The organism is Lysobacter rhizosphaerae, assembly GCF_054779795.1.
In genome coordinates this window covers 208,361-228,949 of record NZ_BAAGXO010000004.1, presented here as the reverse complement: position 1 = coordinate 228,949, position 20,589 = coordinate 208,361, and the positions used below count along the sequence as shown (strand labels likewise).

Annotated in this window: 19 protein-coding genes; 9 read left to right on the top strand and 10 right to left on the bottom strand. The window is 67.2% G+C overall.

Annotated elements, in window-relative coordinates; genetic code table 11:
- Window positions 1–30: 30 nt before the first annotated feature.
- Window positions 31–1,872 carry a glutamine--fructose-6-phosphate transaminase (isomerizing) gene (gene glmS, locus ACYVGE_RS08215; RefSeq protein ID WP_460728830.1) on the bottom strand — a complete coding sequence of 614 codons (1,842 nt, stop codon included), beginning with the start codon at window positions 1,870–1,872 and terminating at the stop codon, window positions 31–33.
- A 246-nt stretch (window positions 1,873–2,118) separates the two neighbouring features.
- Between glmS and ACYVGE_RS08210 the strand changes: the two genes are divergently transcribed.
- The 7 genes from ACYVGE_RS08210 to ACYVGE_RS08180 are packed head-to-tail and all read left to right on the top strand — an operon-like array spanning window position 2,119 to window position 9,762.
- The gene (locus ACYVGE_RS08210) at window positions 2,119–3,414 is read left to right on the top strand and encodes an efflux RND transporter periplasmic adaptor subunit (protein WP_460728828.1); all 1,296 of its coding nucleotides are present in this window, start codon (window positions 2,119–2,121) and stop codon (window positions 3,412–3,414) included.
- A gap of 2 nt (window positions 3,415–3,416) precedes the next feature.
- On the top strand, window positions 3,417–3,644 hold the full coding sequence (locus ACYVGE_RS08205) for a hypothetical protein (RefSeq protein WP_460728826.1): 228 nt from the start codon (window positions 3,417–3,419) through the stop codon (window positions 3,642–3,644).
- 46 nt (window positions 3,645–3,690) lie between these two features.
- Window positions 3,691–4,413 (top strand): ABC transporter ATP-binding protein, encoded by a 723-nt coding sequence (locus tag ACYVGE_RS08200; RefSeq protein WP_457096796.1) that lies wholly within the window; start codon window positions 3,691–3,693, stop codon window positions 4,411–4,413.
- Window positions 4,414–4,432: 19 nt separating this feature from the next.
- The gene (locus ACYVGE_RS08195) at window positions 4,433–5,746 is read left to right on the top strand and encodes an ABC transporter permease (protein WP_460729125.1); all 1,314 of its coding nucleotides are present in this window, start codon (window positions 4,433–4,435) and stop codon (window positions 5,744–5,746) included.
- Window positions 5,747–5,769: 23 nt separating this feature from the next.
- Window positions 5,770–6,993 (top strand): ABC transporter permease, encoded by a 1,224-nt coding sequence (locus ACYVGE_RS08190; protein WP_460728823.1) that lies wholly within the window; start codon window positions 5,770–5,772, stop codon window positions 6,991–6,993.
- Between the two features lie 51 nt (window positions 6,994–7,044).
- Window positions 7,045–8,391: a sigma-54-dependent transcriptional regulator gene (locus tag ACYVGE_RS08185; RefSeq protein WP_460728821.1), complete on the top strand. Its 1,347-nt coding sequence runs from the start codon at window positions 7,045–7,047 to the stop codon at window positions 8,389–8,391.
- Window positions 8,392–8,442: 51 nt separating this feature from the next.
- The gene (locus ACYVGE_RS08180; protein ID WP_460728820.1) at window positions 8,443–9,762 is read left to right on the top strand and encodes a sensor histidine kinase; all 1,320 of its coding nucleotides are present in this window, start codon (window positions 8,443–8,445) and stop codon (window positions 9,760–9,762) included.
- Between the two features lie 12 nt (window positions 9,763–9,774).
- Here ACYVGE_RS08180 and glmU read toward each other — a convergent pair whose 3' ends face one another.
- On the bottom strand, window positions 9,775–11,145 hold the full coding sequence (glmU, locus tag ACYVGE_RS08175; protein ID WP_460728818.1) for a bifunctional UDP-N-acetylglucosamine diphosphorylase/glucosamine-1-phosphate N-acetyltransferase GlmU: 1,371 nt from the start codon (window positions 11,143–11,145) through the stop codon (window positions 9,775–9,777).
- A gap of 57 nt (window positions 11,146–11,202) precedes the next feature.
- Here glmU and ACYVGE_RS08170 point away from each other — a divergent pair, with 57 nt between their 5' ends.
- Together ACYVGE_RS08170 and ACYVGE_RS08165 are read left to right on the top strand one after the other, a co-directional pair.
- A complete protein-coding gene (locus ACYVGE_RS08170; protein WP_460728816.1) occupies window positions 11,203–13,281 on the top strand; it encodes a hypothetical protein in 2,079 nt (692 codons plus the stop codon).
- On the top strand, window positions 13,278–13,661 hold the full coding sequence (locus ACYVGE_RS08165; RefSeq protein ID WP_460729123.1) for a GtrA family protein: 384 nt from the start codon (window positions 13,278–13,280) through the stop codon (window positions 13,659–13,661). The genes ACYVGE_RS08170 and ACYVGE_RS08165 overlap by 4 nt, the downstream gene beginning before the upstream one ends.
- Before the next feature lie 106 nt (window positions 13,662–13,767).
- Here the strand turns inward: ACYVGE_RS08165 and ACYVGE_RS08160 are convergent, their stop codons facing one another.
- The 8 genes from ACYVGE_RS08160 to atpB all read right to left on the bottom strand — a co-directional run bounded on the left by ACYVGE_RS08160 (window position 13,768) and on the right by atpB (window position 20,575).
- Window positions 13,768–14,190 carry a F0F1 ATP synthase subunit epsilon gene (locus ACYVGE_RS08160; protein WP_460728814.1) on the bottom strand — a complete coding sequence of 141 codons (423 nt, stop codon included), beginning with the start codon at window positions 14,188–14,190 and terminating at the stop codon, window positions 13,768–13,770.
- 140 nt (window positions 14,191–14,330) lie between these two features.
- Complete coding sequence (gene atpD, locus ACYVGE_RS08155) at window positions 14,331–15,731, bottom strand: F0F1 ATP synthase subunit beta (RefSeq protein WP_460728812.1); 1,401 nt, start codon at window positions 15,729–15,731, stop codon at window positions 14,331–14,333.
- Window positions 15,732–15,787: 56 nt separating this feature from the next.
- Entirely contained in the window at window positions 15,788–16,651 is an 864-nt protein-coding gene (atpG, locus tag ACYVGE_RS08150) for a F0F1 ATP synthase subunit gamma (RefSeq protein ID WP_310055521.1), read from the bottom strand.
- 83 nt (window positions 16,652–16,734) lie between these two features.
- Entirely contained in the window at window positions 16,735–18,285 is a 1,551-nt protein-coding gene (atpA, locus tag ACYVGE_RS08145) for a F0F1 ATP synthase subunit alpha (RefSeq protein WP_460728809.1), read from the bottom strand.
- A 52-nt stretch (window positions 18,286–18,337) separates the two neighbouring features.
- Window positions 18,338–18,865: a F0F1 ATP synthase subunit delta gene (locus ACYVGE_RS08140; protein ID WP_460728807.1), complete on the bottom strand. Its 528-nt coding sequence runs from the start codon at window positions 18,863–18,865 to the stop codon at window positions 18,338–18,340.
- 5 nt (window positions 18,866–18,870) lie between these two features.
- Window positions 18,871–19,329 (bottom strand): F0F1 ATP synthase subunit B, encoded by a 459-nt coding sequence (locus tag ACYVGE_RS08135; protein ID WP_460729121.1) that lies wholly within the window; start codon window positions 19,327–19,329, stop codon window positions 18,871–18,873.
- Window positions 19,330–19,443: 114 nt separating this feature from the next.
- Window positions 19,444–19,707: a F0F1 ATP synthase subunit C gene (gene atpE / locus ACYVGE_RS08130; RefSeq protein ID WP_460728805.1), complete on the bottom strand. Its 264-nt coding sequence runs from the start codon at window positions 19,705–19,707 to the stop codon at window positions 19,444–19,446.
- Between the two features lie 70 nt (window positions 19,708–19,777).
- Complete coding sequence (gene atpB, locus ACYVGE_RS08125) at window positions 19,778–20,575, bottom strand: F0F1 ATP synthase subunit A (protein ID WP_460728803.1); 798 nt, start codon at window positions 20,573–20,575, stop codon at window positions 19,778–19,780.
- Window positions 20,576–20,589: the final 14 nt, after the last annotated feature.

The following is a 20,589-nucleotide window of genomic DNA, read 5'->3' as shown; positions in this document are numbered from 1 at the left end:
AAAGCCCGGAATTTCCGGGCTTTTTCTTTCTCACTCCACGGTCACCGATTTCGCCAGGTTGCGCGGCTTGTCGACGTCGGTGCCGCGGGCGAGCGCGGCGTGGTAGGCCAGCAGCTGCACCGGGATCGCGTGCACGATCGGCGAGAGGACGCCGACATGGCGCGGCGTGCGGATCACGTGCACGCCTTCGGATTCGCCGAACTGGCTGTCGGCGTCGGTGAACACGAACATCTCGCCGCCGCGCGCGCGCACTTCCTGGATGTTGGACTTCACCTTTTCCAGCAGGGCGTCGTTCGGCGCGATCACCACCACCGGCATCTCGCTGTCGACCAGCGCGAGCGGACCGTGCTTGAGCTCGCCGGCCGGATAGGCCTCGGCATGGATGTAGGAGATCTCCTTGAGCTTCAACGCGCCTTCCAGCGCGATCGGGTAGTGCATGCCGCGACCGAGGAACAGCGCGTGCTGCTTGGGCGCGAAGCGGTCCGACCAGCCCGTGATCTGCGGTTCGAGGTTGAGCGCATGCTGCACGCTGCCCGGAAGCTGGCGCAGGGAGTCGAGATGGTCGGCTTCCTGCGCGGCATCGAGCTGGCCGCGCAGCTTGGCGATGGTGCAGGTCAGCGTGAACAGTGCGACCAGCTGGGTGGTGAAGGCCTTGGTCGAAGCCACGCCGATCTCGGCACCGGCGCGGGTGTAGTACACGAGCCGGCTGGCGCGCGGGATCGCGCTCTCGGGCACGTTGCAGATCGACAGCGTCCGGTCGTGGCCGAGCGACTTGGCGTACTTGAGCGCCTCCATCGTGTCGAGCGTTTCGCCCGACTGCGAGATGGTGACCACCAGCTGCTTCGGGTTGGCGACGACGCGGCGATAGCGGTACTCGCTGGCGATGTCGACCGCGCACGGCAGGCCGGTGATGGCCTCGATCCAGTAGCGGGCGGTCAGGCCGGCGTAGTAGCTGGTGCCGCAGGCGAGGATCTGCACGCCTTCGATGTCGGCGAGCACGGATTGCGCGTTGTCGCCGAACAGTTCGGCCGAGAAGCCGCCGTTATCCATCACCGCTTCGATGGTGTCGGCGATGGCGCGCGGCTGCTCGTGGATTTCCTTCTGCATGAAGTGGCGGTACGGGCCGAGTTCCAGCGAGGCCAGCGACACGTCGGACACGTGCACGTCGCGCTCGATCGCCGCACCCTCCGCGTCGAACACGCGCACCGTCTCGCGCGTGATCGCCGCGGTATCGCCTTCCTCGAGGAAGATCACCCGGCGCGTGGCCTGGATGATGGCGGACACGTCGCTGGCGACGAAGTTCTCGCCTTCACCCAGTCCCACCAGCAGCGGGCAGCCCATGCGCGCGGCAACCAGGCGGCCCGGCTCCTTGCGGCTCACCACCGCCAGCGCGTAGGCGCCATGCAGCTCGCGCACCGCATGCTGCAGCGCGCCCAGCAGGTCGAGGCCGCTCTTCAGGTGATGGTGGATGAGATGGGCGATGACTTCGGTATCGGTCTGCGATTCGAAGACGTAGCCCAACAGGCGCAGGCGTTCGCGCTGTTCCTCGTGGTTCTCGATGATGCCGTTGTGCACCAGGGCCACGCCGTGGCTGATGTGCGGGTGCGCATTGGCCTCGGTGACGCCGCCGTGGGTGGCCCAACGCGTGTGGCCGATGCCCAGGTGGGCGCTGAACTGCTCGGCCTGCGCGGCGGTTTCCATTTCGGCCACGCGGCCGGTGCGGCGGACCCGGCGCACCTCGCTACCGCCGCCGGGGTCCGTGACGACCGCTATCCCGGCCGAGTCGTAGCCACGGTATTCGAGGCGCTTGAGGCCTTCGATCAGGACGGGAACCACATCGCGATCGGCGATCGCACCAACAATTCCGCACATGGAGGGGGAGTCTCGCGTTGATTGGCCCGCAGTTTAGCGAAAGCGTGTGAGGCCGCCGCGCGCGGATTTCACACACAGACCTCGCGCGCATGACTTCGAGCCGGCGCCGCGGCGGCGTGTCCGCGCGGACACGCCGCTGTCCGAACGGACACCCGGACCCGGGCTGACATCCTTTCAAATCATATACTTACGATTGGCACGCGTTCTGCGTAATAGGGGTAGCGCCCTACTCCCAGAACCGTACCCATGAGCATCCGCGACACCTCCGGCCAGGACCGGCCCCTCCACGGCGATTCCGCCGCTTCCGCACGGACGCTGTCGCTGCGCCGCCGCCAGTGGCTGTATGCGGGCGCGGGCGTGGCCGGCCTGGTGGTCGTGGTCGGCTGGCTGCTGTCGGGCTGGACCGCCGGGGCGCATTCCTTCGACGCCTCGCGCCTGCGCATCGCCGCCGTCACCCGCGGCGACCTGGTCCGCGACATCTCCGCCGAGGGCCGCGTGATCGCGGCCAACAGCCCGACCCTGTACGCCATCGCCGGCGGCACGGTCACGCTCAAGGTCGTGGCGGGCGACAAGGTGGCGCCGGAGCAGGCGCTGGCCGAAATCGACAGCCCCGAGCTGCGCAGCAGGCTCGCCCAGGAACAGGCCGCCCTCGCCGGCCTCGAAGCCGAAGCCAGCCGCGCCGTGCTCGATGCGCAGATCACGCGCTCGAACGCGCGCAAGCTGCTCGACCAGGCGCAGATCGACCGCCAGGCCGCGCAGCGCGACCTCGAGCGCAACCAGCGCGCCTTCGAAGGCGGCGCGGTCGCGCAGATCGACGTGGCGCGCTCGCAGGACACGCTGAAAAAGGCCGACCTCGGCCTCGCCAGCGCCCGCAACGACTATGGACTGCTCGGCCAGGGTGCCGGCCTCGACATGCGCAACAAGCGCCTGCTCGCCGATCGCCAGCGCGCGGTCGTGACCGAACTGCAGCGCCAGGTCGACGCGCTCACGCTGCGCGCGCCCTTCGCCGGCCAGGTCGGCCAGGTCATGGTGGCGCAGCGCCAGAACGTCGCGATCAACGCGCCCGTGTTGAGCGTGGTCGACCTGGGCGTGTTCGAGGTCGAGATCAAGGTGCCCGAGAGCTTCGCCCGCGACCTCGCCATCGGCATGCCCGCGCAGGTCACCGGCCCCACCGGCACGCTCGCGGCGGAAATCTCCGCGGTGTCGCCGGAAGTGGTGAACGGTGAAGTCACCGGCCGCCTCCGCTTCAAGAGCCAGCAGCCGCCCGGCCTGCGCCAGAACCAGCGCATGAGCGCGCGCATCCTGCTCGACACGCGCCGCAACGTGCTGATGGTCGAACGCGGCCCCTTCCTCGAACAGGGTGGCGGCAACAGCGCCTACGTGATGGACGGCAGCAGCGCGGTGAAGCGCCCGCTCCACACCGGGGCCAGCAGCCTGAGTGCCGTCGAGATCCTCGGCGGCGCGAAAGAAGGGGACCGCATCGTGGTATCCGGCGCCGACGGCTTCGGCGAAACCGAACGTGTCCGCATCACTGGAGAATGATCATGAGTACCGACTCTGCCTATCCCCGTCATTCGTTCCCGCAGAACTGGTCCGCACTGGACCTGGCCGATGCCGTGCCGCTGCGCCTGTCCGACCGGATCGCCCTGGGCCTCATCGAGTTCACCGTCGCCCCCTCCGCGGCCAACAACCCCTTCATCGTCGCCGCCCCGCGCGGCTGGCGCCGCGGCTACGCGGGCAGCAACGAACTCCCCGACTTCCGCGTGCGTTGAACGCACTCCGTAAACCGATCAAAGAACCACAAAAGGAAACCCCGCCATGCTGCACATGCAAGCCGTCACCAAGGTCTATCGCACCGAGCTCGTCGAAACCCACGCCCTGCGGTCGCTCGACCTGCATGTGCGCGATGGCGAGTTCGTCGCCGTCACCGGCCCGTCCGGTTCCGGCAAGACGACCTTCCTCAACATCGCCGGCCTGCTCGAGGAATTCACCGGCGGCACCTACACGCTCGACGGCCAGGACGTGCGCGGCCTGTCCGACGACGCGCGCTCGAAGCTGCGCAACCACAAGATCGGCTTCATCTTCCAGAGCTTCAACCTGATCCCCGACCTCAACCTGTTCGACAACGTCGACGTGCCGCTGCGCTACCGCGGCTTCAACGCCGCCGAGCGCAAGCAGCGCATCGAGCAGGCGCTGGCGCAGGTCGGCCTGGCTTCGCGCATGAAGCACTACCCGGCCGAACTGTCCGGCGGACAGCAACAGCGCGCCGCGATTGCGCGCGCACTGGCCGGCACGCCGCGCCTGCTGCTCGCCGACGAACCCACCGGCAACCTCGACTCGCAGATGGCACGTGGCGTCATGGAACTGCTGGAGGAGATCAACGCCGCGGGCACCACCATCGTCATGGTGACCCATGACCCGGAACTGGCCGCCCGCGCGCAGCGCAACGTGCATATCGTCGACGGCATGGCGACCGACATCTCGGTCGAGTCCAGCTTGATGCGAGCGCGCGACCTGGCTGCCTCCATCGAATCCAACTGAGGCCGCGAACATGGCACCCATGCTTGGCTACTACTTCAACCTCGCGCTGCGCAGCTTCCGGCGCAACAAGGTGCTCACCGCCCTGATGGTGCTGGCGATTGCGCTCGGCATCGGCGCGGCGATGACCACGCTCACCGTCTACCACGTGCTTTCAGGCGATCCGCTGCCGGGCAAGAGCCAGAACCTGTACTACCCGCAGATCGACCCCCAGACGCGCGAGGAATACCGACCGGGCGGCGATCCGCCGGGCCAGCTCACGCGCCTGGATGCCGAGGCCCTGCTCAAGGCCAAGCGCGCCGACCGCCAGGCGCTGATGACCGGTGGTGGCGTCGCGGTGCAGCCGCAGCGCGCCGGCCTGCTGCCGTTCGCCGCGGACTCGCGTTACACCAGCGCCGACTTCTTCCCGATGTTCGACGTGCCGTTCCAGTACGGCAGCGGCTGGGACGCCGCCGCGGACGAGGCGCATGCGCGCGACGTGGTGATCTCCAGGTCGCTCAACGAAAAAGTGTTCGGCGGCGGCAACAGCGTCGGCAAAACCCTGCGCCTGGACGGCACCGACTTCCGCGTGGTCGGCGTGCTCGACAAGTGGCGGCCGGTGCCGAAGTTCTACGACCTCAACATGAGCCGCCATGGCTATGGCGAGGCCGAGCAGGTGTTCCTGCCGTTCACGACCTCGCGCGATCTCAAGCTGGGCCGCAGCGGCAACATGAACTGCTACGACAATCGCGCTGACGGCGTGAGCTCGACCGATGTCGGCGCGCCCTGCGTGTGGATCCAGTTCTGGGTGCAGTTGGACTCCCCGCAGAAAGTGAAGGACTACCGGGCCTTCCTCGAGAACTACTCCGACCAGCAGCGTGCCGCCGGCCGCTTCCAGCGACCCAACAACGTGCAGCTGCGCGACCTGATGGGCTTCCTCCGTCACGAGAAGGTGGTGCCGGACGACGTCAACCTGCAGATGTGGCTGGCGTTCGGCTTCCTGCTGGTGTGCCTGCTCAACACCGTCGGCCTGCTGCTGGCGAAGTTCATGCGTCGCTCGTCCGAGATCGGCGTGCGGCGCGCACTCGGCGCTTCGCGGTCCGCCATCTTCATGCAATGCCTGATCGAAGCCGTATCCGTGGGGCTCGTCGGCGGCGTACTGGGTCTCGGTCTGGCGTTCCTCGGCTTGTGGGCCGTGCGCCAGCAGCCGGTCGAACACGCCACGCTCGCCCACCTCGACCCGGTGATGCTGCTGACCACCTTCGCGCTCGCGATCGTGGCCAGCCTGTTCGCCGGCGCCTTGCCTGCATGGCGCGCGTGCCAGGTCACGCCCGCCATCCAGCTCAAGACCCAATGATTCCTCACTGATCGAGGCACGCCATGGAACTTCGACCCATTCTCTCGACACTGCGCCGGCACAAGACGGCCGCCGCACTGATCGTCCTCGAGATCGCGCTGAGCTGCGCGATCATCTGCAACGCCGTGTTCCTGATCCGGGAGCGCATCAACCGCATCGACATGCCCAGTGGCGTGGCCGAACAGGAAGCGGTGGTGATCAACCTGACCGGCATCGGCACCGACCAGAACGCCGCGGCACTCACCCGCGAGGACCTTGCCGCGATGCGCGCGATTCCCGGCGTCACCGCGGCCGCGTCGACCAACGAGGTGCCGTTCGGCAACTCGTCGTGGAACAGCGGCATCACCCTGACCCCGGATCAGACCGAATCCACGATCAACGCGACGACCTACTTCGACAGCGGCGAGCTCGGCAAGGCGCTCGGCGTCAAGCTCGTCGCCGGCCGCAACTTCAACCCCGACGATTACGTCGATTACGACCCGGACAAGGACTTCAGCCAGGGCATGCCCGGCGCCGTGATAATCACCAAGGCCGTGGCCGACAAGCTGTATCCGGGCAAGAACCCGGTCGGACAGGTGTTCTATTTCGGCGACAAAAAGCCGCTCACGGTGATCGGGGTGTTCGACACGCTGGTTCGCCCGTACTTCGGCCCCAAGGACATGGTGCCGGACTACACCGTGCTGCTGCCCGCGCGCATGCCGTACAACGTCGGTGGCTATTACGTGCTGCGCACTACACCTGACCAGCGCGAGCGCGTGCTCAAGGACGCGGTGAAGGTACTGGAGAAGAACAGCCCCAACCGCATCATCCTCGACCACAAGACGCAGGAACAGATCCGCACCGAGTTCTTCCAGCAGGACCAGTCGATGGTGTGGTTGCTGATCGCGGTCTGCATCGCGCTGCTGGTGGTGACCGCGCTGGGAATCGTCGGTCTGGCCAGTTTCTGGGTGCAGCAACGCACCAAGCAGATCGGCGTGCGCCGAGCACTGGGCGCGACCCGTGGCCAGGTGCTGCGCTACTTCCAGACCGAGAACTTCCTGCTCGCCACCCTCGGCATCGTCATCGGCATGATCGGCGCCTACGGTATCAACCAGTTGCTGATGAGCTCGTACGAACTCCCGCGACTGCCGGCTGTATACCTGCCGGTCGGAGCGCTGGTGCTGTGGGCGTTGGGCCAGCTGTCGGTGCTGGGCCCGGCGCGCCGCGCCGCCGCCGTGCCGCCCGCGGTGGCCACGCGCAGCGTGTAGTCGAACAGCGCGTAGTCGAACAGCATGCTGTCGAACGGGTAATCTGTGCCGATGCCTACCGTCCTTGTCATTGATGACAATCCCTCCGTAGCCACGGCCCTGGAAACCCTGTTCTCGCTGCACGACATCGACACGCGTGCGGTGACAACGCAGGAAGACGGGCTCGCGCTGCTGGCGCGCGAGCCCATCGACCTGGTGGTGCAGGACATGAACTTCCACGCCGACACGACGTCGGGCGAGGAAGGGGTCGAGCTGTTCGCGAAGATCCGTGCGGCGCATCCAGACCTGCCCGTGATCCTGCTCACCGCGTGGACCCACCTGGAATCGGCGGTGGACCTGGTCAAGGCCGGTGCCGCCGATTACCTGGCCAAGCCCTGGGACGACCGCAAGCTGCTGGCCACGGTGAACAACCTGCTCGAGCTGTCGCAGGCACGACAGGAGCTCGCTCGCCACCGCAGCGGCGAGCGCCGCCGTCGCGATGCGTTGGCAAGAGAGTTCGATCTGCGCGGACTCGTCTATGCGGACCCCGCGAGCGAAGCGGCGTTGGCGCTGGCCTGCCAGGTGGCGCGTTCGGAATTGCCGGTGCTGATCACCGGGCCGAACGGCGCCGGCAAGGAGAAGTACGCGGAAATCATCCATGCGAATTCGGCGGTGAAGAGCGGCCCCTTCGTCGCGCTCAACTGCGGCGCCTTGCCGGGCGAACTGATCGAAGCCGAACTGTTCGGCGCCGAGGCCGGTGCATACACCGGCGCCAACCGCGCGCGCGAAGGCAAGTTCGAGGCCGCCGATGGCGGCACCCTTTTCCTCGACGAAATCGGCACCCTGCCGCTCGCCGGACAGGTCAAGCTGCTGCGCGTACTCGAGACCGGCCGCTTCGAGCGCCTCGGCGGCAACCGCGAGCGCACGGTGAAGGTACGCGTGATCAGCGCGACCAACGCCGACCTGTCCGCGCTGATCGCGGCGGGAAATTTCCGCGAGGACCTGTACTACCGTCTCAACGCGATCGAAGTGCGCCTGCCGCCCCTGGCGCAGCGCAGCGACGACATCCTGCCGCTGGCGCGCCATTTCCTGCCGCCCGGCAAACAGCTCGACGTCGACGCCGAGCACGCCCTGCTCGCGCACGCGTGGCCGGGCAACGTGCGCGAGCTTCGCAACACCATCCAGCGCGCGTCGCTGCTCGCGCGCGGTGAGAAGATCGGCGTCGCCGACCTGGGCTTGCCCGCGGCCACCACGCGCGCGTTGGCCGCAGGCAATGGTGGCGATGAACCCGATCGCGCCAGCATCGAAGCCGCGCTGGCGCGTGCCGGCGGCGTGGTTGCGCAGGCGGCGAGCGACCTGGGCCTGTCGCGACAGGCCCTGTACCGGCGCCTCGAGCGCCTCGGCATCGACCGGCCATGACGCAGCACGGACTCCCCCGGTCCGCCCCGCGCCCGATAGTGGGACGCGCGCATGCGTGACCTGCGCCAGCGACTGCCGTTGAGCCTGCAGTTCAGCGCGATCGCGCTGCTCTACATGATCGCTGCGGTCGCACTCACCGTGCTGCTATCGCGCTGGATCCGCAACCCATGGCTGGCGGGCGGGATCGTCACCGTGGTGCTGCTGCCGTTGCTCGTCTACCACGTGCGCCGCGCCTTCGCGCCGATGAACTCGCTGTTCCGCGCACTCTCCGGCACCGTGGCGAGCTACCGCGACGGCGACTTCGCCTTCGGCCTGTCCTGGCATGGCGGCGGCGACCTGGGCGCGCTGGTCGCCAGCCACAACGAGCTCGGCGACGCATTGCGCGAACAGCGCCAGGCGCTGGTGCAGCGCGAGCTGCTGCTCGACACCATGGTGCAGAACACGCCGGTGGCGATGCTGCTGGTGGATCCGTCGCGCCACATCGTCCTGGGCAACATCGCCGCGCGCAAGCTGCTCGGCGAAGGCAAGCGCCTGGAAGGCCTGACCTTCGATGCCTTGCTCGAACACGCGCCCGAAGCGCTGCGAGAAGCCTTCGAACGCGGCGGCGACGGCATGTTCACCGTCGGCGACGCGGACAACGAGGACATCTACCACCTCGCCCGCCGCCACTTCCGCCTCAACGGCCGCCGCCACGAACTGGTGCTGCTGCGCCTGCTCACCGCCGAGCTGCGCCGGCAGGAAGTGCAGACCTGGAAGAAGGTGATCCGCGTGATCAGCCACGAGTTGAACAACTCGCTGGCACCGATCGCGTCGCTCGCGCATTCGGGCGCGGAACTGCTGCGCCGCGGCCAGCTCGAGCGCCTGCCTACCGCGCTGGCGACGATCGAGGACCGCGCGCGCCACCTCGAAGGCTTCATCCGCGATTACGCCCGCTTCGCCAAGCTGCCGTCGCCGCGACTGGAATCGATCCCGTGGCCGCGCTTCGTCGCGCAGCTGCGCTCGCAGGTGGAATTCACCTACGACGGCCCGGAATCACCGGATGCCATCGCCCGCATCGACGTCGCGCAGCTGGAGCAGGCGCTGATCAACCTGCTCAAGAACGCGCACGAATCCGGGTCGAAAGCCGGGGACGTGGCGCTGTCGCTGCGCCGCCTGCCCGAATACTGGCGCGTCGATGTGCTCGATCGCGGCAGCGGCATGAACGAAGCGGTGCTGGCGAATGCGCTGCTGCCGTTCTATTCGACCAAGCGCCATGGCACCGGGCTCGGACTGGCGCTGGCGCGCGAGATCGCCGAAGCCCACGGTGGCCGCATCGCCCTGCTCAATCGCGACGGCGGCGGGCTGTGCGTATCGCTGGTGCTGCCGGCCTGACGCCGGTCGCGGTTACTTCGGCGGCTTCACGGGCCGCTGCCAGCCTTCGACCGACACCTGCTTGCCGCGCGCGACGCTGAGCTTGTCGGCAGGCGCGTCCTTGGTGATCACCGAACCCGCGCCAATCGTGGCGTTGCGCCCGATCGTGACGGGCGCCACCAGCGACGAGTTGGAGCCGATGAAGGCGCCGTCCTCGATGGTGGTCGTCGACTTGTTCACGCCGTCGTAGTTGCAGGTGATGGTGCCGGCGCCGATGTTGACGCCACTGCCGACCACGGCATCGCCGAGATAGGCCAGGTGGTTGGCCTTGCTGGACACGCCCAGCCGCGCGTTCTTGGTCTCGACGAAGTTGCCGATGTGCACGCCATCGGCCAGCACGGTGCCCGGACGCAGGCGTGCGAACGGGCCGACCAGCGCCGCGCCTTCGACGACGACACCGTCAAGGTCGCAATGCGCGCGCACCTCCGTGCCGGGGCCCAGGGTGACGTCCTTGAGCCGGCAGAACGGGCCGATGCGCACGCCGTCGGCGAGCTTCACTTCGCCTTCGAAGACGACATCGGCATCGATCTCGACGTCCATGCCCACCGTCACGGTGCCTCGAATGTCGATACGCGCCGGATCCGCCACGCGCGCGCCCTGCAGGCACAGCGCCCGCGCGGCGCGCTTCTGGAAGGCACGCTCGAGCTGCGCCAGCTGCCAGGGGTCGTTGGCGCCCTCGGTTTCGATCGGATCGGCGACGTGCACCATTTCGGCGGCGTCGAACTCGGTCGAGGCGGATGCGAACACGTCGGTCAGGTAGTACTCGCCCTGCGCGTTGTCGTTGCGCAGGTGGTCGAGCCAGCGGCGCAGCGGCTCGCCGTCGGCAATGATGATGCCGGTGTTGACGGTCTTGATCCCGCGCTGGTCCTCGTCGGCATCCTTGTGCTCGACGATGCGGCCGACACGGCCCTCAGGGTCGCGCAACACCCGGCCGTAACCGGTGGGGTCGGCGAGGTCGGCGACGAGCACGGCGATCCGGCCCGGCGCGGACATCAGCCGCTGCAGCGTCTCCGGCGTGATCAGGGGCACGTCGCCGTACAACACCAGCACGCGCGCGTCCTGCGGCACGTTGGGCATCGCCTGCTGCACGGCATGACCGGTGCCCAGCTGCTGTTCCTGCTCGGCCCACGTCAGGTCGTCCTGGCCGGTGAATGCGGCCAGCACCGCTTCACCTCCATGGCCGTACACGACGTGGATGCCCGCCGGGTCCAGCGCACGCGCGCTGTCGATCACGTGCGCGAGCATCGGCCGGCCCGCGATCTTCTGCAGCACCTTGGGCAGGCTCGACTTCATGCGCTTGCCCTCGCCGGCCGCGAGGATGATGACGTGCAGAGGTGCCGACATGGGATGTCCGTGCTGATGGAATGGCTGCATTTTAGGACGCACTGATAGCATGCGGCGATGATTAGTGCCGCGCACGTTCCCGCCCCTGAACAAGCCATCGAGGAGCCGGCCATCAAGGAGCCGGCCATCGAGGAGCCGGGCGCCGCATCATGGGCGCGCGCATTGCTGTGGATCGGCGCACCGCTCTGCATCGCAGGCCTGGTCGTCGATCACTTGGGCACGCATTGGCACGGCGGACGCTTCGCCGGACTGATCGTGCTGTCGCTGCTGGCCCTGGCCGGCGCCGGCGTGCTGCGTCGCATGCTGGGCTGGCGACTGGCGAGCGGGCTCGCCCTGGCATGGCTGCTGGCGGTGGTCTTCTACGCCGGCGTCGTCCCGGCGCTGGCGACGATGCTGTTCGCATCAGGAGCACTGGCCCTGGGCGGCCTGCTGCAGCGGGAAGCACCACCCGCTCTGCGCATCGCCTGCGGCTTCATCCTCGTGGCCGGTGCGCTGGGCTGGCTGCTGCCCTTGCCGGTGCACTATGGCGCCGCCTACGCCGCGCTCTGCCTCGGCCTGACAGCATGGCAATGGCGCGCGCTGGCGGCTTCGTGGCGTGCGACGGCAAGCCAATGGCACGCCGCCATCGACGCGGCGCCGCGTGCGGCCGCCTTCGCCGTGCTCGTCCTCGGGCTCGCCAGCACCGGCTGCTGGATTCCGACCATGCAGGCGGATGATGTCGTCTATCACCTGCGCCTGCCGTGGCAATTGCTGGCACAGCACCACTATCCGCTCGACCCCGCATTGCACATCTGGGCCCTGGCGCCCTGGGCGGGCGACGTCCTGCAGGCCGTGCCCCAGCTCATCGCCGGCGCTGAGGCGCGCGGCAGCATGAATGCGCTATGGCTCGTGGTGGCCGCGACCGCGGTGTGGCGCATCGCGACACTATTGGGAGGCACCGCGCGCGCTGCATGGTTCGCCGTCGCCCTGTATGGCAGCCTTCCGCTGACGGCCGGGCTTGCCGGCAGCATGCAGAGCGAGACACCGACGGCCGCGTTGTTGGCGTGGCTGGTGGCACTGATCCTGGAACCCGCGCCGCGGACGCCACGAGTGCGCATCGGAGCGGTGCTCGTCGGCGCGGTACTCGTCGGCGGACTTTTGGCGCTGAAACTGTCGTCGGCGGTATTCGCGGTGCTGCTGTTGCCGTGGGCGCTGTGGCGGCATCGCCGCGTGCCGGCGCCGGCCGCGTTGGCCGGCGCGTGCGCCATCGTGCTGGCGATCGGCGGCTCCAGCTACGCCTATGCGGCCGGCGTCGCGCGCAACCCGTTCCTGCCCTTGTTCAACGCGTGGTTCCGGTCGCCCTACTTCGATCCGGTCAACTTCGACGATGCGCGCTGGCATGCCGGCTTCGACGCCGCGCTGCCATGGAACCTGACCTTCCACACCGATCGCTACCTCGAGGGGTTCGCCGGTGGCGGCGGCTTCGTGTTCATCGCCCTCGCCGGTGCCTGGGTACTGGCGTTCCTGCATCGCCGCACCATGGGGATCGCGCTCGCGACGACTGCCCTCATCGTGGCGCCGCTGATCCCGATGCAATACCTGCGCTACACCTTCCCCGCAACGGTGCTACTGCTGCCGTTGCTGTCGGTAACGGCGTTCCGGATCGATCCACGCCGCGCGGCGTGGCTGCTCGCGGGCGTGTGCGTGCTCAACCTGGCATTCCAGGCCAATGGTTTCTGGCTGCTGCGCGTAGGGCAGGTGAAGATGTCGATCGTGGAAGCCGGGCGCGACGAGCCCGCGTTCCGCGCCCGCGTGCCGGAACGCAACCTGATCGCCGCGATTCGCGGCACCGATCATGGCAACGTCCTGGCCCTGGACGCGGAGCGTCCCTATGTCGCGGAGCTGGGCGTGCGCGGGCGCAGCATTTCTTACTACGACCGCACACTGCAGCGTGCCGCGCAATCCGCGGAGACGCAGGCCGATGGCAGCGCCTGGGTGGACGTGCTGCGTCGCGCCGGCGTCACCGACGTGTTGCTGCGGCCCGCCAAGGCGACGATCGCCCAGCGCGCGGCGCTCGCCCGCCTGCACGCCACGCGCCGGCAGGTCGAGGGCGATGTCGAGTGGTGGCACGTCCCGGCGACGGCGGCGGCGCGATGAGCCTGTTGCGCCAGGGCAGCCACTACATTGCGATCGGGCTGCTGCAGTACGTGGTGGACTGGGGCGTGATGGTGACCCTCAGCCATTTCGGGCTGACGGTGGAGCTCGCGAATATCGCCGGGCGCGTGAGTGGCGCCATGCTCGGGTTCTGGCTCAACGGCCGCATCACCTTTGCCAGTGAATCGAGCGCCCTGGGCAAGCGCCAGCTGCAGCGCTTCGTGTTGCTGTGGCTGATGACGACCACCTTGAGCACTCTGGCCGTGGGCGCGGTGGAGAACGCCGCCGGCCTGGGCTGGGCGTGGGTGGCGAAGCCGGCGGTCGAACTGGTGCTGGCCGCGATCAGCTTCAGCGTGTCGCGGCATTGGGTATATCGGCGCTGATACCGAACCCCGCCACGGCCCGCACCCGCCACGGCCGGCCTGAAACAAAAACGCCGGCAATCGCCGGCGTTTTTACTGGTGCAACGATTACCGATGCAGCGCTGGCTCAGTGCTTCATGCTCTTGCGCAGGCGCTCCAGCGCCTGCAGCTGTGCCAGGCTCATGGCGAGCTGTGCTTCGGCTTCCTGCGCGCTCATCTTGGGATCCTTGCGCGCCAGCACGCGCTCGGCTTCTTCCTTGGCCTTGCGGACCGAGGCTTCGTCGATGTCCTGCGCGCGGATCGCGGTGTCGGCCAGCACGGTCACGACCTGCGGCTGCACCTCGAGGATGCCGCCCGAGACGGCGAAGTCGAGCTGTTCGCCGCCCGGCAGGGTCACGATGACCTTGCCCGGCTTCAGGCGGGTGATCAGCGGCGCGTGGCGCGGCGCGATGCCGAGCTCGCCCACTTCGCCGGTGGCGACCAGGAGTTCGGCTTCGCCGTGGAAGATTTCGACTTCAGCACTGACGATGTCGCAACGGAAGGTGGTCATAGGTAAACGCTCTTGTTCCTTGTCCCCCTCTCCCGCTTGCGGGAGAGGGCAGGGGTGAGGGGGAGTCGCCGCGAGGCTCTCACCCTGACCCTCTCACCTCTGGATACCCTTCGGGCGTCGCAGCGTGAGAGGGAACATCATCAGGCCGCGATCTTCTTGGCCTTCTCGACCGCTTCCTCGATCGAACCGACCATGTAGAACGCCTGCTCCGGCAGGTGGTCGTACTCGCCGTCGACGATGCCCTTGAAGCCGCGGACGGTGTCCTTCAGCGACACGTACTTGCCCGGCGAGCCGGTGAACACTTCGGCGACGTGGAACGGCTGCGAGCAGAAGCGCTCGACCTTGCGCGCGCGCGACACGGTCTGCTTGTCCTCTTCCGACAGTTCGTCCATGCCGAGGATCGCGATGATGTCCTTGAGTTCCTTGTACTTCTGCAGCGTCGCCTGCACGCGGCGCGCAGTGTCGTAGTGCTCGTTGCCGATCACGTTCGGGTCGAGCTGGCGCGAGGTGGAGTCGAGCGGGTCGATGGCCGGGTAAATGCCCAGCGAGGCGATCTGGCGCGACAGCACGACGGTGGCGTCGAGGTGGGCGAAGGTGGTCGCCGGCGACGGGTCGGTCAGGTCGTCCGCGGGCACGTACACGGCCTGGATCGAGGTGATCGAACCGGTCTTGGTCGAGGTGATGCGCTCCTGCAGCACGCCCATTTCCTCGGCGAGCGTGGGCTGGTAGCCCACCGCCGACGGCATGCGGCCGAGCAGCGCCGACACTTCGGTACCTGCCAGGGTGTAACGGTAGATGTTGTCGACGAACAGCAGAACGTCCTTACCCTTGCCCGAGGCGTCCTTCTCGTCGCGGAAGTACTCGGCCATGGTCAGGCCGGTCAGCGCGACGCGCAGGCGGTTGCCCGGCGGCTCGTTCATCTGGCCGTACACCATCGCCACCTTGTCGAGGACGTTGGAGTCCTTCATCTCGTGGTAGAAGTCGTTGCCCTCGCGGGTACGCTCGCCCACGCCGGCGAACACGGACAGGCCCGAGTGCGCCTTGGCGATGTTGTTGATCAGTTCCATCATGTTGACGGTCTTGCCCACGCCGGCGCCGCCGAACAGGCCGACCTTGCCGCCCTTGGCGAACGGGCACATCAGGTCGATGACCTTGATGCCGGTTTCCAGCAGCTCGTTGGTCGAGGACTGGTCTTCGTACGACGGAGCGGCGCGGTGGATTTCCCACGCGTCCGAATGCTCCACCGGACCGGCTTCGTCGATCGGGTTGCCGAGCACGTCCATGATGCGGCCGAGCGTGCCGGCGCCGACCGGCACCGAGATCGCCTTGCCGGTGTTCTCGGTGACGAGGTTGCGCTTGAGGCCGGCGGTCGAACCGAGGGCGATCGTGCGCACGACGCCGTCGCCGAGCTGCTGCTGCACTTCCAGCGTGATGTCGGTGCCCTGCACCTTAAGTGCGTCGTACACCTTCGGCACGCTCTCGCGCGGGAACTCGACGTCGACGACCGCGCCGATGATCTGAACGATCTTGCCCTGGTTCATTGCCATAGCCTCTTGAATAACTCTTGATTACTTTTGGTGGAGACGCGAACGATCGCTTAGACCGCGGCCGCGCCGCCGACGATTTCGGAGATTTCCTGGGTGATCGCCGCCTGGCGGGCCTTGTTGTAGACCAGTTGCAGCGTGCCGATCAGCTTGGTGGCGTTGTCCGACGCCGACTTCATCGCGACCATGCGCGCGGCATGCTCGGAGGCGACGTTTTCCAGTACCGCCTGGTACACGACCGACTCGATGTAGCGCGTCAGCACGTGGTCGAGCACGGTCTTCTCGTTCGGCTCGTAGATGTAGTCCCAGTCGTGGTGCGCGACCTGCGTCTCCGCCGGCGGCACCGGTAGCAGCTGGTCGAACGTCGCGCGCTGGACCATCGTGTTGACGAAGTCGTTGTAGGCCAGGAAGACCTTGTCGACCGTGCCTTCGCCGTACGCGTCGGTCATGGCCTTGATCACGCCCACCAACTGTTCCAGGTGCGGCGTGTCGCCCAGGTTGGTGACCGAGGCGAGCATGTTGACCTTGACCCGGCGGAAGAACACCGAGGCCTTCACGCCGACGGTGACGACATCGACTTCGACGCCCTGCTCCTGCCACTTGCGGATCTCGCCGAGCAGCTTGCGGAACAGGTTGTTGTTGAGGCCGCCAGCCTGGCCACGGTCGGACGACACGATCAGGTAGCCGACGCGCTTGGTGTCCTTGCGCTCGACCAGGTACGGGTGGCGGTAATCGGTGTTGGCCTGGGCCAGGTGGCCGATCACCTGCTTCATCGCGCGCGCGTAGGGGCGCGACGCCTTCATCCGATCCTGCGCCTTGCGGATCTTGGAGGCCGAGACCATTTCGAGCGCGCGCGTCACCTTGCGGGTGTTCTGCACGCTCTTGATCTTGGTTTTGATTTCGCGTCCGCTTGCCATCTTTCTTCTCGTTAGGGCGGGCTCATTGCCCGCCGTTTCGATTCAGCTTCATTGCGAAGGTGGGCGCGAGCCCACCCTGCGCATTACCAGGTGCCTGTGGCCTTGAACTCTTCGATGCCCTTCTTGAAGGTGCCTTCGATGTCGTCGTTCCAGTTGCCGGTGCTGGCGATGGTGTTCATCAGCGCGCCCTGGGTGTTGGCGAAGTGCGCGTGCAGCGAGGATTCGAACGAACCGAGCTTGGCGACCGGAACGTCGTCCATGTAGCCCTTGTCGACGGCGTAGATCGACAGCGCCTGGTCGGCGATCGACATCGGCGCGTACTGCTTCTGCTTCATCAGTTCGGTGACGCGCTGGCCGCGCTCGAGCTGCTTGCGGGTGGCTTCGTCGAGGTCCGAGGCGAACTGCGCGAACGCGGCGAGCTCACGATACTGGGCGAGCGCGATGCGGATGCCGCCCGACAGCTTCTTGATGATCTTGGTCTGGGCGGCGCCACCGACGCGCGACACCGAGATACCGGCGTTCACGGCCGGGCGGATGCCGGCGTTGAACAGGTCGGTTTCCAGGAAGATCTGGCCGTCGGTGATCGAGATCACGTTGGTCGGCACGAACGCCGAGACGTCGCCGGCCTGGGTCTCGATGATCGGCAGCGCGGTCAGCGAACCGGTCTTGCCCTTCACCGCGCCGTTGGTGAACTTCTCGACGTACTCCTCGGAGACGCGCGCGGCGCGCTCGAGCAGGCGGGAGTGCAGGTAGAACACGTCGCCCGGATAGGCTTCGCGGCCCGGCGGGCGGCGCAGCAGCAGCGAGATCTGGCGGTAGGCCACGGCCTGCTTGGACAGGTCGTCGTAGATGATCAGCGCGTCTTCGCCACGGTCGCGGAAGTACTCGCCCATGGTGCAGCCCGCGTAGGGGGAGACGTACTGCATCGCGGCCGATTCCGACGCCGAGGCGGCGACGACGGTGGTGTAGGCCATCGCGCCGTGCTCTTCGAGCTTGCGCACGATGTTGGCGATGGTCGAGTTCTTCTGGCCGATCGCGACATAGATGCACTTAATGCCGGAGCCTTTCTGGTTGATGATCGCGTCGATCGCCATCGCGGTCTTGCCGGTCTGGCGGTCGCCGATGATCAGCTCGCGCTGGCCACGTCCGATCGGGATCATCGCGTCGACCGACTTGTAGCCGGTCTGCACCGGCTGGTCGACCGATTTGCGCCAGATCACGCCCGGGGCAATGGTCTCGACCGGGGCCGAGAGCTTGGCTTCGATCGGGCCCTTGCCGTCGATCGGTTCGCCGAGTGCGTTGACGACGCGGCCGAGCAGCTCCGGACCGATCGGCACTTCGAGGATGCGGCCGGTGGTCTTGGCGGTGTCGCCTTCGCGCAGGTGCTCGTAGTCGCCCAGGACCACGCCGCCGACCGAGTCACGCTCCAGGTTCAGCGCGAGCGCGTAGGTGTTGTTCGGCAGCTCGATCATTTCGCCCTGCATCACGTCGGCGAGGCCGTGGATGCGCACGATGCCGTCGGACACCGAGGTGACGGTGCCTTCGTTGCGCGCTTCGGCGGTCAGCTTGACCTTTTCGATGCGGGTCTTGATCAGTTCGCTGATTTCGGACGGATTGAGCTGCGTGGTAGCCATGGGTGGTTCCCTTGAGCCGGCGTTGCCGCCGACGTATGCAAAAAGAAAATATTTAGTTCGTAAGCGCGGACTGCAGGCGACCGAGCTTGCCCTTGAGCGAGCCATCGATCACCACGTCGCCGGCGTCGATCACAGCGCCGCCGATCAGCGAGGCGTCGACCGCGGTCTCGATCTCGACGTCGCGGCCGAGACGCTTCTTCAGCGCGGCCTTGATGCCTTCGAGCTCGCCGTCACCCAGCGCGGTGGCCGAGGTGATGCGCGCCTTGACCACGCGTTCCGCTTCGGCACGCAGTTCCTCGAACAGGCCGGCGATTTCCGGCAGCAGCGCGAGGCGGCGGTTGACGGCCAGCAGGTCGAGGAAGCTGCGCATCTGCTCGGAGGCGCCATCGATCGCCAACAGCGAAACGGCATCGGCGTGGCCCAGCTTCGGGCTGCCGAGCAGGCCTGCGACCTGCGGGTCGGCGGCGACGCGCGCAGCGAACGCCAGCGCGTTCGACCACGGTGCGTAGGCACCGTTGTCGCGCGCCAACGCGAAAGCGGCGCGGGCGTAGGGACGTGCGAGGGTGAGGGCCTGGCTCATCGGTCTCAGATCTCGGCAGCGAGTTCGTCGAGCAGCGCCTTGTGGGCGTTGGCGTCGATCTCGCGGCGCAGCAGCTTCTCGGCACCGGTCACGGCCAGGGTCGACACCTGCTTGCGCAGGTCTTCCTTGGCGCGATTGGCCGCGGCGACGATCTCGGCTTCGGCCACGGCCTTCTGGCGACTGGCTTCGGCGATGGCGTCGTTCTTGGCCTGGTCGATGATCTGATTGGCGCGCTGGTGGGCCTGCTCGATGATCTCGTTGGCCTTGGTACGGGCCGTGCGCAGTTCGCCTTCGGCGGTTTCCTGCGCCTGCGCCAATGCACGCTGGCTGTTGTCAGCGGCAGCAAGGCCTTCGGCGATTTTCTTTTGGCGTTCTTCGAGCGCCGCGTTCAGCGGCGGCCAGATGAACTTCATCGTGAACCAGACAAGGAGCACGAAGGAAAGCATCTGGCCGAAGAAAGTCATGTTGATATTCACGACGCGTCCTCGACGGATTTCTTCATGCCGGTGCGGCACATGCCACACCGGCCTTCAAGACCACGCCCGAAGGCGTGGGGGAACAGCTGGCTGGAATCAGCCTTAGTGCACCGCGCTCAGGAGCGGGTTGGCGATGCCGAAGAACAGCGCAACGGCGAGGCCGATGATGAACGCCGCGTCGATCAGGCCGGCCAGCAGGAACATGCGGCCCTGCAGCACCGGGATCAGCTCCGGCTGGCGCGCAGCGGATTCGAGGAACTTCGAACCCATGATGGCGATGCCGAGGCACGCGCCGAGGGCGCCGAGGCCGATGATGATGCCGATGGCGACGGCGGTCAGGCCCTGCACGTGAGCGATGAATTCCATGGTGGTTCTCCAGCGATTGTCTAAGGGGTGAAGCGGTGGAAGGAAAAAACCTGGTTAATGCGGTTGCCTGTCAATGGCTCTCACGCGCACCGGCGATGTAGACGACGGTGAGGATCATGAAGATGAAGGCCTGCAGCAGGATGATCAGGATGTGGAAGATGCCCCACGCCGTATTGGCGAGCACGCCCGGCAGGAAGGTCACCCAACTGGTCATCAGGCCGGCGATGAGCATGAAAACGAGCTCGCCGCCGTACATGTTGCCGAACAGTCGCATGGCCAGCGAAATCGGCTTCACCAGCCACTCGATGATGTTCATCACCAGGTTGACCGGGGCCAGCACGACCGCGCCGAAACCGTGCGCGTGGAACGGCGCGGTGAGCAGCTCCTTGCCGAAGCCCATGCCGCCCTTGGCCGACCAGGCATGGCCGATCAGGATGAAGAAGACCGAGACCGACAGGCCGAGCGTGGTGTTGAGATCGGCGGTCGGCACCGAGCGGAAGAAGGTGTGGTGGGCGGCTTCTTCGCCGCCAACGAGCTTGATCAGCGTACCGGGAAGATCGAGCGGGATCAGGTCCATGGTGTTCATGAACACGACCCACATGAAGATGGTCAGCGCCAGCGGGGTGACCGAGCGGCGGTCGCCGTGGAAAGTGTCGCGGACCTGGCCGTCGACGAACTCGACGATCAGCTCGACGAACGCCTGACCCTTGCTGGGCACGCCAGGCGTGGCCTTGCGCGCGGCGAGGCCGAACCACAGCACGAACAGCAGGCCGAGCGTCAGGGCGACGGCCCAGGAGTCGAAATTGAACTGGCCACCCAGCGCCAGACCCGAATTGTGGGTCAGGTGGTGCTGGATGTATTCGGTCAAGCCGCCCGCACTGC

What these genes read in the sequence shown, in the direction of transcription:
- ACYVGE_RS08180 (WP_460728820.1), top strand. Translation starts at nt 8,443, where the DNA reads ATGCGTGACCTGCGCCAGCGACTGCCGTTGAGCCTGCAGTTCAGCGCG.
- ACYVGE_RS08195 (WP_460729125.1), top strand. Translation starts at nt 4,433, where the DNA reads ATGCTTGGCTACTACTTCAACCTCGCGCTGCGCAGCTTCCGGCGCAAC.
- atpE (WP_460728805.1), bottom strand. Translation starts at nt 19,707, where the DNA reads ATGGAATTCATCGCTCACGTGCAGGGCCTGACCGCCGTCGCCATCGGC.
- atpG (WP_310055521.1), bottom strand. Translation starts at nt 16,651, where the DNA reads ATGGCAAGCGGACGCGAAATCAAAACCAAGATCAAGAGCGTGCAGAAC.
- ACYVGE_RS08200 (WP_457096796.1), top strand. Translation starts at nt 3,691, where the DNA reads ATGCTGCACATGCAAGCCGTCACCAAGGTCTATCGCACCGAGCTCGTC.
- ACYVGE_RS08160 (WP_460728814.1), bottom strand. Translation starts at nt 14,190, where the DNA reads ATGACCACCTTCCGTTGCGACATCGTCAGTGCTGAAGTCGAAATCTTC.
- ACYVGE_RS08165 (WP_460729123.1), top strand. Translation starts at nt 13,278, where the DNA reads ATGAGCCTGTTGCGCCAGGGCAGCCACTACATTGCGATCGGGCTGCTG.
- ACYVGE_RS08140 (WP_460728807.1), bottom strand. Translation starts at nt 18,865, where the DNA reads ATGAGCCAGGCCCTCACCCTCGCACGTCCCTACGCCCGCGCCGCTTTC.
- ACYVGE_RS08185 (WP_460728821.1), top strand. Translation starts at nt 7,045, where the DNA reads ATGCCTACCGTCCTTGTCATTGATGACAATCCCTCCGTAGCCACGGCC.
- ACYVGE_RS08190 (WP_460728823.1), top strand. Translation starts at nt 5,770, where the DNA reads ATGGAACTTCGACCCATTCTCTCGACACTGCGCCGGCACAAGACGGCC.
- ACYVGE_RS08205 (WP_460728826.1), top strand. Translation starts at nt 3,417, where the DNA reads ATGAGTACCGACTCTGCCTATCCCCGTCATTCGTTCCCGCAGAACTGG.
- ACYVGE_RS08210 (WP_460728828.1), top strand. Translation starts at nt 2,119, where the DNA reads ATGAGCATCCGCGACACCTCCGGCCAGGACCGGCCCCTCCACGGCGAT.
- ACYVGE_RS08135 (WP_460729121.1), bottom strand. Translation starts at nt 19,329, where the DNA reads ATGACTTTCTTCGGCCAGATGCTTTCCTTCGTGCTCCTTGTCTGGTTC.
- ACYVGE_RS08170 (WP_460728816.1), top strand. Translation starts at nt 11,203, where the DNA reads ATGATTAGTGCCGCGCACGTTCCCGCCCCTGAACAAGCCATCGAGGAG.
- glmU (WP_460728818.1), bottom strand. Translation starts at nt 11,145, where the DNA reads ATGTCGGCACCTCTGCACGTCATCATCCTCGCGGCCGGCGAGGGCAAG.
- glmS (WP_460728830.1), bottom strand. Translation starts at nt 1,872, where the DNA reads ATGTGCGGAATTGTTGGTGCGATCGCCGATCGCGATGTGGTTCCCGTC.
- atpD (WP_460728812.1), bottom strand. Translation starts at nt 15,731, where the DNA reads ATGAACCAGGGCAAGATCGTTCAGATCATCGGCGCGGTCGTCGACGTC.
- atpA (WP_460728809.1), bottom strand. Translation starts at nt 18,285, where the DNA reads ATGGCTACCACGCAGCTCAATCCGTCCGAAATCAGCGAACTGATCAAG.